The organism is Streptomyces hoynatensis, from assembly GCF_003626535.1.
Classification (GTDB): Bacteria; Actinomycetota; Actinomycetes; order Streptomycetales; family Streptomycetaceae; genus Streptomyces; species Streptomyces hoynatensis.
In genome coordinates, this window is the sequence record NZ_RBAL01000001.1 from 650,555 (window position 1) to 662,718 (window position 12,164).

A 12,164-nucleotide genomic window follows, 5' to 3' on the forward strand; every position below is an offset into this window, starting at 1 on the left:
GCCGTTCCCATGTCCGGCCCTGCTTCGACCACTGCGAATCTTTGAGGTGCGCACCTTGGCTTTCCAGATGCCGGACCGGGGCAGCCGCGGGCCCAACGGGCCGAGCGGGCCCCGCGGTCCCAGAGGCCCTGGCGGGCCGCGGTTCAGCGTGGGCCGACCGTCCAGAGGCGCCAAGACCCTGCTGATCACCGCGGGGATACTGGCGGGACTCGCGATCGCCTTTGCGATCTTCGCCCAGTTCTGGACGGACTGGCTGTGGTATCGCTCGGTCGACTACACCAGCGTGTACCGGACGCAACTGCTCACCCGGACGCTGCTCTTCGCGGTGTTCGGCGTGATCATGGCCCTCGCGGTCGGATTCAACATCTGGCTCGCCCACCGGCTGCGTCCGCCGCTGAGCGCGATGTCGATGGAGCAGCAGAACCTCGACCGCTACCGCATGAGCATCGCCCCGTACAAGAGGTGGGTGGTGCTCGCGATCTCGGTCGTCATCGGCCTGATCGCGGGCGCCTCGGCCTCCAGCCATTGGCGCACCTGGCTGCAGTGGGTGAACGGCAGCTCGTTCGGGGTCAAGGACCCGCAGTTCCACAAGGACGTGTCGTTCTTCGCGTTCGACTACCCCTTCTACCGGTTCCTGCTCGGCTTCGCCTTCGCCGTGGTCGTGCTCTCGCTGATCTCGGCCGCGCTGACGCACTACCTCTACGGTGGCGTCCGCCTCACCACGCCGGGCAGCCGGATCACCCAGGCGGCCACCGGCCACCTGTCGGTGCTGCTCGGCCTCTTCGTGGCGCTGAAGGCGGTGGCCTACTGGTTCGACCGGTACGGCCTGGCCCTCAAGAGCGGTGACCTGCGCGACGCGAACGGCTGGACCGGCCTGCGCTACGTCGACGCCAACGCCTACCTGCCCGCCAAGACGATCCTGACGATCATCGCGGCGATCTGCGCCGTGCTGTTCTTCGCGGCGCTGTGGCGGCGCGGCTGGCAGCTGCCGGTGGTCGGCCTGGGCCTGATGGTGCTCTCCGCGGTGCTGATCGGCGGGGTCTACCCGGCGCTGGTGCAGCAGTTCCAGGTGCGGCCGAACGAGCAAGCCAAGGAGACGCCGTACATCCAGAAGCACATGGACGCCACCAAGGCGGCCTACGACATCTCCGACGCGCAGATCGAGGACTACTCGGGGGAGAGCGACGCCTCGCCCGAGGACCTGCGCGCGGCCGTCGACGACACGGCCAGCATCCGGCTGCTCGACCCGAGCGTGGTCTCCCCGGCCTTCCAGCAGATCCAGCAGGTCCGCGGCTACTACCAGTTCCCGAGCACCCTGGACGTGGACCGGTACTCCTTCGGGGAAGGCCAGGACGCCGGCTCCGACGAGCCGGCCTCCGCGCAGGACACCGAGCAGGACACGGTGATCGGCCTGCGCGAGATGAACGTCAACGAGATCCCCGAGCGGAACTGGATCAACGAGCACTTCCGGTACACGCACGGCTTCGGCGTGGTCTCCGCCAGCGGCACCGACGTGCAGGAGAACGGCCAGCCGACCTTCACCGAGCAGGACCTCCCGCCGGAGGGGCAGATGCAGGACTACGAGCCGCGCATCTACTTCGGCGAATACACGACGCAGTACTCGATCGTCGGGGGCCCGCAGCAGGAGATCGACTACGCGGGCGAGGACGGCGAGGTCGAGTACAGCTACGAGGGCGACGCCGGCGTCGAGCTGGACAACTACTTCAACCGCGCCGCCTACGCCCTGACGCTCGGCGATCCGCAGATCCTGTACTCGGGGGCGATCGGCGACGGCTCGCGCCTGCTGTACAACCGGACGCCGAAGGAGCGGGTGGAGGCCGTCGCGCCCTGGCTGACGATCGACGGGGACCCGTACCCGGCGGTGGTGGACGGCCGCATCCTGTGGATCGTGGACGCGTACACCACGACCAACGGCTATCCGTACTCGGCGCGCACCACCCTCGGCGACGCCACGGAGACCTCGCTCACCGAGAGCCAGGGCGACGTGATCACGCAGGAGAACCAGGTCAACTACATCCGCAACTCGGTGAAGGCGACGGTCGACGCCTACTCGGGCGACGTCGAGCTCTACCAGTGGGACACCCAGGACCCGGTGCTGCGGACGTGGATGAACGCCTTCCCCGGCACGGTGCACGACCGGGACGACATCAGCCCGCAGCTGCTGGACCACCTGCGGTACCCGCAGGACCTGTTCAAGGTGCAGCGCGACCTGCTTCAGCGCTACCACGTGGACGGCGCCGACCAGTTCTACAGCGGTTCGGAGCGCTGGGAGGTGCCCGACGACCCGACGCACACCGGGCAGTCGGTCCCGCCGTACTACCTGAGCATGCGGATGCCCGACCAGGACGACGAGGCGTTCTCGCTCACCACGACGTTCACGCCGCTGAACAGAGACACCCTCGCGTCGTACATGGCGGTGGACTCCGATCCCAGATCCGACGACTACGGCACGATGAGAATCCTGACCCTCCCGTCGAACACGACGGTGTGGGGTCCACAGCAGGTGCAGAGCAGATTCAACTCCGATCCCGACATCGCCCAGGAGATCAACATCCTCCAGCGGGGGGACTCCGAGGTCGAGTACGGCAACCTGCTGACCGTGCCCCTGGAGGGCGGCCTGCTCTACGTGGAGCCGGTCTACGTCCGCGGCGCGAGCACCAACTACCCGCTGCTGCGGAAGGTGCTGGTCACCTACGGGGAGCACACCGCCTTCGAGAACACCCTTGAGGACGCGCTGAACGTCGTCTTCGGTGTCACCGAATCCGGTGACGAACCGCCGGAGGAACCGCCGCCGGGCGACGAGGACCAGGACTCCTCCACCGACGCGACCCTCCAGGAGGCCATCGACGAGGCGACGCAGGCCTGGGAGGACAGCCAGCAGGCGCTGGCCGACCAGGACCTGGGCGCCTATGCGGAGGCCCAGGACCGCCTGGAGGACGCGCTGAACCGGATGGAGGAGCTGCGCGGCGAGTCGTCCGGCACGGGCGGACAGGGCTCCGCGGACGGTGGCGGCGGCGGTGGCGGCGACGGCGGTGAGGGCACCGCGGGCGACGCGGGCGGCGGCGGTGGCGACACCGGCGACGCCGGGGGAGGCGACGGCTAGCGCCTCCACCGCGCACGCGAGGGCCCGGAGCGGGTGGACACCGGCTCCGGGCCCTTCGCCTTTCGTGTGGATCTCGTGTGCGCCGTTCGTCAACCTTGCGCATCTGTTCTGCCGTTGGGGCCCGCGCACGCTGACCTGCTGTGACAGTGGGGGGCGTCATACTGCGTGTCGACCCCGGGCAAGTCCGCGGCCCAGCCGGTGTTTGCGGGTATCCATGTCGGGAAGTCGATAAACCGCTGAAGTGACTTCACTGGCTGCGGTATACCAGGTGTACGCAGGTTTCAGGTGGTGCGACTATGGACCTTATGGGGGACAACGCCAGGTTCGAGAGCAGTCGGGCCGCCGCGTCCGAGGGCGCGCGGCTGCTGAGCCTCGGTGACCTGGACGGCGCCGAGGCGCCGCTGCGTGCCGCCGCGGCCGACGGCGAGCGCTCCGCCGCGAACAACCTGGGCGTGCTGCTGCACCAGTCCGGCCGGGGCGAGGAGGCCGCCGAGTGGTGGCGGATCGCCGCCGTGGCCGGCTCCGCCCCGGCGGCCCACGCGCTCGGCCGCCACCACCGCGAGCGCGGGGACGAGACGGCGGCCGAGTACTGGCTGCGCCAGGCCGCCGAGTCGGGGCACGCCTCGGGCGCCTACGCCCTGGCCGACCTCCTCGACCACCGCGGCTCTGCCGAGGCCGCGCGCTGGTTCCGCGCCGCCGCGGAGCGCGGCCACCGCGAGGGCGCCTACCGCTACGCCCTGCTGGCCGCGCGGCAGGAGCCGGCGGCGGCCGAGCCCTGGCTGCGGCAGGCCGCGGCCCGCGGGCACCGCCGCGCCGCGCTGCGCCTCGGCTCGCTGCTCGAGGAGCGCGGCGAGGTCACCGAGGCCGGCCGCTGGTACCTGGAGGCCGCCGAGGCGGGCGAGGCGCGCGCGGCGAGCGCGCTCGGCTTCCTGCTGCGCGACGCGGGGGACGAGGAGCGCGCCGAGCGCTGGTGGCGCCGGGCCGCCAGGGAGGGCGACGGCCCCGCGGCCAACGCCCTGGGCGCGCTGCACGCCCAGCGCGGCGAGCGGCAGGAGGCCCAGCGCTGGTACCGGGCCGCCCTGGACGCCGGGGACATCAACGGCGCGTTCAACCTGGCGCTGCTCAGCGCGGCCCAGGGCCGTACCGCCCAGGCCGAGCAGTGGTACCGCCGCGCCGCCTACGCGGGGCACCGGGAGGCGGCCAACGCGCTGGCCGTGCTGCTGCTGCAGCGCGGGGACGCGGCCGGGGCCGAGCCCTGGTTCTCCAAGGCGGCCGAGGCCGGCAGCGTGGACGCGGCCTTCAACCTCGGCATTCTGCACGCCGGGCGCGAGGACGGCGAGCGGGCGCGGCACTGGTACGAGCAGGCCGCGCGCGCCGGGCACGCCGAGGCGGCCCTGCAGATCGCCGTCGAGCTGCTGCGGCCCGGCGCCACGGAGGCCGACCAGCGGCGCGCCGAGAAGTGGCTGCGGCAGGCCGCCGAGGGCGGCAGCGTCGAGGGGGCCTTCCGGCTGGCCGTGCTGCTGGAGCGGCAGGGCGAGACGGAGGAGCCCGAGCGCTGGTACGCCTGGGCCTCCGAGCGTGGGCACCGGCGGGCGCAGGTCAGGCTCGGCATGTGCGCGGCGGCCCGCGGGGACGTCGTGGAGGCGGCGCGCTGGTACCGGGCCGCGGCCGAGGCGGGCAGCCCCAACGGCGCGTTCAACCTGGGGCTGCTGCTGGCCCGCGAGGGCGGGGAGCCCGAGGCCGCCCTGTGGTGGCGGCGGGCCGCCGAGGCCGGGCACGGCCGGGCCGCGCTGCGGCTCGCGCTGCTCGCCTCGCGGCGCGGCGACCTGACCGAGGGCGGCAACTGGTGCACCCGGGCCATCGAGCTCGGCCCGCCTGAGGTGGCCGAGCGCGCGGCCCGGCTGCGCGACGCCCTCCACCAGGAGCTGACCGCCTAGCCGGCGCCACCGGGGCCCGCCCCCCTGCGGCCCGCCTCCGGCGGCGCCCCCGGGGCGGGGCGGGGGCCCGGCCGGCGCCTCCGGGGCGCGTCGGCCGGCGGGCGCCGGCGGCCGGTGTCCGGCCGCGGGTGCGGCGGCCGGTGAGGTCCACGGCGCCGACCGGGCACCGGCGCGAACGGCCCGATCCCGGGCCCCCTTCAACGGCCCGGGAAGGCGTCCCTGGCCCCGGTTCCCGGAGCGGGCCGGGGGAGCGGCCTGGATGCGCCCGGGCGTTGCGGCAGCGGTTGGGGAGTGGCCAGGGGAACGGCCCGGGGGCGCGCGCCGCGGGAACGGACCCGGAACGGGGGTCCGGCCGACGGTCCGGGGAGGCGTTTCGGGAAGGGCGGAGAGCGAGGCCCCGGCGCGCCGGGAAGGCACGTCAGGGGAGCGGCCCCGGAGCGGGCCCGGGCCGCGGGCCCGGCGGGCGTTCCGGGGGCGGGCGGTGCGGACGGCCCGGGCCGTCCGCGGCCACCTCAGGCGCCCGCGTTCGCGCCCGCGGCAGCGGCGAAGGCGCCGAGCGCCAGCCGCCGCAGCAGCGCCGCCATCTCCTCGCGGCCGAGGCGGCTGAGGTGCGGCGTCGAGTTCAGCAGGCCGAAGACGGCGTGCACCGCGGCGCGGGCCTCGTCCTCGGGCAGCTCCTGGTACACCTCGCGCACCACCTCGACCCACAGCTCCACGTACTGCCGCTGGAGCTGCCTGACCCGCCTGCGCTCCTGCTCGGGCAGCCGGTCGAGCTCCCGGTCGTGCAGCGTGATCAGCGCCCGGTCGCGCAGCGCGAAGTCGACGTGGCCGCTGATCAGCGAGTCGAGCACCGCCTCCGGCGCGAGCCCGGCCTCCGCCGCCTCGACCACGCGCCTGATGCCGCCGTCCCGCAGGCTGCTGCTGATCCCCACCAGCAGCTCGGCGAGCATGGCGTCCTTGCCGACGAAGTGCCGGTAGAGGGCGGGCCCGCTGATGCCGACCGCGGCGCCTATCTCGTCCACCCCGACCCCGTGGAAGCCGCGCTCGGCGAACAGCACCGAGGCCGCGCGCAGGATCTGCTGGCGGCGCGGCTCCGGCGCCCCCGAGGCGCCCCGGGCGGCCGGCGGGCCGCCCGCGGCCGGGGAACCCGCGGAGCGGGCCGGGCGCGCGGGGCGCGAAGCCCGCCCGGGCCGCGAGGGGGGCGGGGCAGGGGCGGGAGTCGGCTGTGTGTTCATCGGTACCTCATGAGTACCCATTGTAGACAGGGCCTGTTAGCGGGCGTTAACCTGTCCGGCATGCGGCAGGCACCCGTGCTGACCAGCACCGCAGACCCGGCCTCCGAGGCGTACCTGACCAACGAGGCGGCCCACCGCGAGCTCGCGGCCCGGCTGCGCGAGAAGCTGGCCGTGGCCAGGCTCGGCGGCGGCGAGCGCGCCCGGGCCAGGCACACGGCCCGCGGCAAGCTGCTGCCCCGCGACCGGGTGGACGCGCTCCTCGACCCCGGCTCCCCCTTCCTGGAGCTGGCGCCGCTGGCCGCCGACGGCATGTACGAGGGCGCCGCCCCGGCCGCCGGGGTGATCGCCGGCATCGGCCGGGTCAGCGGGCGCGAGGCGGTGGTCATCGCCAACGACGCGACCGTCAAGGGCGGCACGTACTACCCGATGACCGTCAAGAAGCACCTGCGCGCCCAGGAGGTCGCGCTGGAGAACCGCCTGCCCTGCCTGTACCTGGTCGACTCGGGCGGCGCGTTCCTGCCCCTGCAGGACGAGGTCTTCCCCGACCGCGAGCACTTCGGCCGCATCTTCTACAACCAGGCCAGGATGTCCGCCGCGGGCATCCCGCAGCTCGCGGCCGTCCTCGGCTCCTGCACCGCGGGCGGGGCGTACGTCCCCGCGATGAGCGACGAGGCCGTCATCGTGCGCGGCCAGGGCACGATCTTCCTGGGCGGGCCGCCGCTGGTGAAGGCCGCCACCGGCGAGGTGGTGACGGCGGAGGAGCTCGGCGGCGGGGAGGTCCACGCCAAGGTCTCCGGCGTGACCGACCACCTGGCCGAGGACGACGCCCACGCGCTGCGCATCCTGCGCACCATCGCCGCCACCCTGCCCGCCCGCGGCGAGGCGCCCTGGCCGCTCGCCGAGTCCGAGGAGCCCGCGGTCGACCCGGCCGGCCTCTACGGCGTGGTCCCGGCCGACCCGCGCACCCCCTACGACGTGCGCGAGGTGATCGCCAGGCTCGTGGACGGCTCCAGGTTCGCCGGGTTCAAGGCGGAGTTCGGCACCACCCTGGTCACCGGCTTCGCCCACCTGTGCGGGCACCCGGTGGGCATCGTGGCGAACAACGGCATCCTCTTCTCCGAATCCGCCCAGAAGGGCGCCCACTTCGTCGAGCTGTGCGACCAGCGCGGCATCCCCCTGCTCTTCCTGCAGAACATCTCGGGCTTCATGGTCGGCCGCGCCTACGAGGCCGGCGGCATCGCCAAGCACGGCGCCAAGATGGTCACGGCCGTCGCCTGCGCCAGGGTCCCCAAGCTGACCGTGGTGATCGGCGGCTCCTACGGCGCGGGCAACTACTCGATGTGCGGCCGGGCCTACTCGCCCCGCTTCCTGTGGATGTGGCCGAACGCCAAGATCTCCGTCATGGGCGGCGAGCAGGCAGCCGCCGTGCTGGCCACCGTGCGGCGCGACCGGCTGGCCGAGAGCGGCGAGGACTGGAGCCAGGAGGCGGAGGAGGCGTTCAAGGCGCCCATCCGCGAGAGCTACGAGGCCAAGGGCAACGCCTACTACGCGACGGCCAGGCTGTGGGACGACGGCGTGATCGACCCGCTCCAGACCCGTACCGTGCTCGGCCTGGCCCTCACCGCCTGCGCCAACGCGCCGCTGCCCGCCCCGGGCTTCGGCGTCTTCCGGATGTGACCACTCAGGGGGCGAGTTCGCCGATGTTCGAGTCCGTGCTGATCGCCAACCGGGGCGAGATCGCCGTCCGCGTCATCCGCACGCTGCGCCGCCTGGGCATCGCCGCCATCGCCGTCTACAGCGACGCCGACGCCGACGCCCCGCACGTGCGGGCCGCCGACGCCGCGGTGCGCCTCGGCCCGGCCCCCGCGGCCGAGAGCTACCTGTCGGCGGAACGGCTCCTTGAGGCCGCCGCCGCCACCGGCGCCGAGGCCGTCCACCCCGGCTACGGCTTCCTCTCCGAGAACGCCGCGTTCGCCCGCGCCGTCACCGCCGCCGGGCTGACCTTCGTCGGGCCACCCGCCGAGGCCATCGAGACCATGGGCGACAAGATCCGCGCCAAGCGGACGGTGGGGGCCGCCGGCGTTCCCGTCGTCCCGGACGCCACGGCCCCGCCCGGGGCGGACGACGCCGCACTCGCCGCCGCCGCCCGCGACCTGGGCCTGCCGGTGCTGCTGAAGCCCTCGGCCGGCGGCGGCGGCAAGGGCATGCGCCTGGTGCGCGACCCGGCGGCCCTGGAGGAGGAGATCGCCGCGGCGCGGCGCGCCGCGCTGGCCGCCTTCGGCGACGGCACCCTCCTCGCGGAGCGCTGGATCGACCGCCCCCGGCACATCGAGATCCAGGTCCTCGCCGACGGCCACGGCACCGTGCGCCACCTGGGTGAACGCGAGTGCTCCCTCCAGCGCCGCCACCAGAAGGTGATCGAGGAGGCCCCCAGCCCGCTGCTCGACGAGGCGACCCGCGCGGCCATGGGCGAGGCCGCCTGCGAGGCGGCCCGCTCCTGCGGCTACCTGGGCGCGGGCACCGTCGAGTTCATCGTCCCGGGCGACGACCCCGCCACCCACTACTTCATGGAGATGAACACCCGCCTGCAGGTCGAGCACCCCGTCACCGAGCTGGTGTGCGGCGTCGACCTGGTGGAGTGGCAGCTGCGGATCGCGGCGGGCGAGCCGCTCGCCCTCCCGCCGGGCCCCCTCCGCCCCCGCGGCCACGCCGTCGAGGCCCGCGTCTACGCCGAGAGCCCCCGCCTGGACTTCCTGCCCTCGGCGGGCACCGTCCGGCTGCTGCGCGAACCCACCGGGGAGGGCGTCAGGGTGGACTCCGGGCTCGCCCCCGGCGCCGTGGTGTCCACCGCCTACGACCCGATGCTGGCCAAGGTCGTCGCCCACGGCCCCGACCGGGCCACCGCGCTGCGCCGGCTGCGCGCCGCCCTGGCCCGCACCGCCGTCCTCGGCCTCGACACCAACACCGGCTTCCTGCGCCGCCTGCTCGCCCACCCCGACGTGGCCGCGGGCGCGCTCGACACCGGCCTGGTGGACCGGGAGGCGGGCGCGCTGCTGCCGGCCGGGGTCCCGGAGGAGGTGTACGCCGCCGCCGCCCTGCTGCGGCGGGCCGCCCTGGAGCCGCCGCCCCGGCCCGGCCGGTGGACCAGCCCCTTCGACGTGCCCTCCGGCTGGCGGCTGGGCGGGGAGGCCGCCTGGATGGTCAGCGAGCTGCGCGTTCCAGGCCACGATCCGGTCACCGTCCGCTCCCGGCCCGGCGAGGTGCGCATCGGCGAGTCGGAGCCGGTCGCGGCCCGGCTGCTGGGCAAGCCGGGGGACACCGTCCGCCTGGAGTACGCGGGCACCACCCACGTCTTCGACCACGCCGCCGCCGAGGACGGGCACTGGCTGGGGCGGGCGGGCGACGCCTGGCACGTCCACGAGCACGACCCCATCGCCGCGGCGGGCGGCGGGCCCGCGGCGGGCGCCGGCACCCTCACCGCCCCCATGCCCGGCACCGTCACCCTGGTCAAGGCCGCGGTCGGCGACGAGGTACTCGCCGGGCAGAGCCTCCTCGTGGTCGAGGCGATGAAGATGGAGCACGTGGTCGCCGCCCCCCACGACGGCACCGTCGCCTCGATCGAGGTGACCCAGGGCGCCACCGTGGCGATGGACCAGCCGCTGGCCGTCGTCACCCCGCACGAGGAGGAACGATGAGCGAGGACGCCCTTCCCGGCCGGGTCCGCATCCACGAGGTGGGCCCCCGCGACGGCCTCCAGAACGAGAAGGCCGTCATCCCCGTCGAGGTGAAGGCCGAGTTCATCCACCGCCTCGCCGCCGCGGGGCTCACCACCATCGAGGCCACCAGCTTCGTGCACCCGCGCTGGGTCCCCCAACTCGCGGACGCGGAAGAGCTGTTCCCCCGCCTCGCCGACCTCGGGGACGTCCGGCTGCCGGCCCTGGTGCCCAACGCGCGCGGCCTGGAGCGCGCGCTGGCCCTCGGCGTCCGCGAGGTCGCCGTCTTCGCCAGCGCCACCGAGTCCTTCGCCAAGGCCAACCTCAACCGCACCGTGGACGAGTCCCTCGCCATGTTCGAGCCCGTCGTGGCCCGCGCCACCGCCGCGGGCGTGCCGGTGCGCGGCTACGTCTCGATGTGCTTCGGCGACCCGTGGGAGGGCGCGGTGCCCCCCGAGCGCGTCGTCCGCGTCGCCCGCCGCCTGCTCGACCTCGGCTGCGCCGAGCTCAGCCTCGGCGACACCATCGGCGTCGCCACCCCGGGACAGGTCACCGCCCTCCTCGCCGCCCTCGGCGCGGCGGGCGTGCCCGCCGGCCGCCTCGCCGTCCACTTCCACGACACCTACGGCCAGGCCCTCGCCAACACCCTGACCGCCCTGCGGCACGGCGTCACCACCGTCGACGCCTCCGCCGGCGGCCTCGGCGGCTGCCCCTTCGCCAAGAGCGCGACGGGCAACCTGGCCACCGAGGACCTGCTGTGGATGCTGGAGGGACTCGGCATCCACACCGGCGTCGACCTGCGCCGGCTCACCGCGACCAGCCTCTGGCTCGCCGAGCGCCTCGGCAGGCCCAGCCCCTCGCGCACCGTGCGGGCCCTCGCCTCCCAGCTCGACCAGGAACCCACCGGCGCCACGGGCCCGTTCCGGCCCTCCCCGGCGCCCTCCCACAAGGAGCCATGACGATGTCCCTGGACCACCGCCTCAGCCCCGAACACGAAGAACTGCGGCGCACCGTGGAGGCGTTCGCCCACGACGTGGTCGCCCCGCGGATCGCCGAGCACTACGAGCGGCACACCTTCCCCTACGAGATCGTGCGCGAGATGGGGAAGATGGGACTGTTCGGGCTGCCCTTCCCCGAGGAGTACGGCGGCATGGGCGGCGACTACCTGGCGCTGTGCCTGGCCCTGGAGGAACTCGCCCGCGTGGACTCCTCGGTGGCCATCACCCTGGAGGCCGCGGTCTCGCTCGGGGCCATGCCGATCCACCGGTTCGGCACCGAGGAGCAGAAGCGCGAGTGGCTGCCCCGGCTGTGCGCGGGCGAGGCGCTGGGCGCCTTCGGCCTCACCGAGCCGGGCTTCGGCTCCGACGCCGGCGGCACCAGGACCACGGCCGTGCGCGAAGGGGACGAGTGGGTGATCAACGGCACCAAGGCGTTCATCACCAACTCGGGCACCGACCTCACCGGCCTGATCACCGTCACCGCCGTCACCGGCCGCAGGCCCGACGGCCGCCCGGAGATCTCCTCGATCATCGTCCCCACGCCCACGCCTGGCCTCACCGTCGCGCCCGGCTACTCCAAGGTCGGCTGGAACGCCTCGGACACCCACGAGCTGTCCTTCGCCGACGTCCGGGTCCCGGCCGCGAACCTGCTGGGCGTGGAGGGCCGCGGCTACGCCCAGTTCCTGCGCATCCTCGACGAGGGCCGCATCGCCATCTCCGCGCTGGCCACCGGCCTGGCCCAGGGCTGCGTCGACGAGTCCCTGGCCTACGCCCGCACCCGCGAGGCGTTCGGCCGCCCGATCGGCGCCAACCAGGCCATCCAGTTCAAGCTGGCCGACATGGAGGCCCGCGCCCACACCGCCCGCGTCGCCTGGCGCGACGCCGCCTCCCGGCTGCTGGCGGGCGAGCCGTTCAAGAAGCAGGCGGCGATCGCGAAGCTGCACTCCTCCGACATGGCGGTCGTCAACGCCCGCGAGGCCACCCAGATCCACGGCGGCTACGGCTTCATGAACGAGTACCCGGTGGCCAGGATGTGGCGGGACGCGAAGATCCTGGAGATCGGCGAGGGCACCAGCGAGGTCCAGCGCATGCTGATCGCCCGCGAACTCGGCCTCTCCTAGGGCCTCCCGCCCAGGGCCCCCGCCCGAAGCGGCGTG

At 74.4% G+C, this 12,164-nt stretch carries 7 protein-coding genes; 6 read left to right on the forward strand and 1 reads right to left on the reverse strand.

Translation table 11 applies throughout. From position 1 onward, the window contains the following. Positions 1 to 67 precede the first annotated feature (67 nt). Complete coding sequence (locus tag D7294_RS02845; protein WP_120674984.1) at positions 68 to 3,124, forward strand: UPF0182 family membrane protein; 3,057 nt, start codon at positions 68 to 70, stop codon at positions 3,122 to 3,124. Positions 3,125 to 3,429: 305 nt separating this feature from the next. Beyond that, the gene (locus D7294_RS02850; RefSeq protein ID WP_120674986.1) at positions 3,430 to 5,061 is read left to right on the forward strand and encodes a tetratricopeptide repeat protein; all 1,632 of its coding nucleotides are present in this window, start codon (positions 3,430 to 3,432) and stop codon (positions 5,059 to 5,061) included. A 512-nt stretch (positions 5,062 to 5,573) separates the two neighbouring features. Here the strand turns inward: D7294_RS02850 and D7294_RS02855 are convergent. Further along, positions 5,574 to 6,296: an SACE_7040 family transcriptional regulator gene (locus tag D7294_RS02855; protein ID WP_120674988.1), complete on the reverse strand. Its 723-nt coding sequence runs from the start codon at positions 6,294 to 6,296 to the stop codon at positions 5,574 to 5,576. A gap of 60 nt (positions 6,297 to 6,356) precedes the next feature. Between D7294_RS02855 and D7294_RS02860 the strand changes: the two genes are divergently transcribed. The 4 genes from D7294_RS02860 to D7294_RS02875 are packed head-to-tail and all read left to right on the forward strand — an operon-like array spanning position 6,357 to position 12,128. Further along, complete coding sequence (locus D7294_RS02860) at positions 6,357 to 7,973, forward strand: carboxyl transferase domain-containing protein (RefSeq protein ID WP_120674990.1); 1,617 nt, start codon at positions 6,357 to 6,359, stop codon at positions 7,971 to 7,973. Between the two features lie 23 nt (positions 7,974 to 7,996). Next, a complete protein-coding gene (locus D7294_RS02865) occupies positions 7,997 to 9,991 on the forward strand; it encodes an acetyl/propionyl/methylcrotonyl-CoA carboxylase subunit alpha (protein ID WP_120674992.1) in 1,995 nt (664 codons plus the stop codon). After that, on the forward strand, positions 9,988 to 10,968 hold the full coding sequence (locus tag D7294_RS02870; RefSeq protein WP_120674994.1) for a hydroxymethylglutaryl-CoA lyase: 981 nt from the start codon (positions 9,988 to 9,990) through the stop codon (positions 10,966 to 10,968). The genes D7294_RS02865 and D7294_RS02870 overlap by 4 nt, the downstream gene beginning before the upstream one ends. Positions 10,969 to 10,970: 2 nt before the next feature. Continuing rightward, on the forward strand, positions 10,971 to 12,128 hold the full coding sequence (locus tag D7294_RS02875; RefSeq protein ID WP_120674996.1) for an acyl-CoA dehydrogenase family protein: 1,158 nt from the start codon (positions 10,971 to 10,973) through the stop codon (positions 12,126 to 12,128). Positions 12,129 to 12,164 lie beyond the last annotated feature (36 nt).

Coding starts and splice junctions, on each gene's coding strand:
- D7294_RS02845 (WP_120674984.1), top strand. CDS start 68: ATGCCGGACCGGGGCAGCCGCGGGCCCAACGGGCCGAGCGGGCCCCGC.
- D7294_RS02850 (WP_120674986.1), top strand. CDS start 3,430: ATGGGGGACAACGCCAGGTTCGAGAGCAGTCGGGCCGCCGCGTCCGAG.
- D7294_RS02855 (WP_120674988.1), bottom strand. CDS start 6,296: ATGAACACACAGCCGACTCCCGCCCCTGCCCCGCCCCCCTCGCGGCCC.
- D7294_RS02860 (WP_120674990.1), top strand. CDS start 6,357: ATGCGGCAGGCACCCGTGCTGACCAGCACCGCAGACCCGGCCTCCGAG.
- D7294_RS02865 (WP_120674992.1), top strand. CDS start 7,997: ATGTTCGAGTCCGTGCTGATCGCCAACCGGGGCGAGATCGCCGTCCGC.
- D7294_RS02870 (WP_120674994.1), top strand. CDS start 9,988: ATGAGCGAGGACGCCCTTCCCGGCCGGGTCCGCATCCACGAGGTGGGC.
- D7294_RS02875 (WP_120674996.1), top strand. CDS start 10,971: ATGTCCCTGGACCACCGCCTCAGCCCCGAACACGAAGAACTGCGGCGC.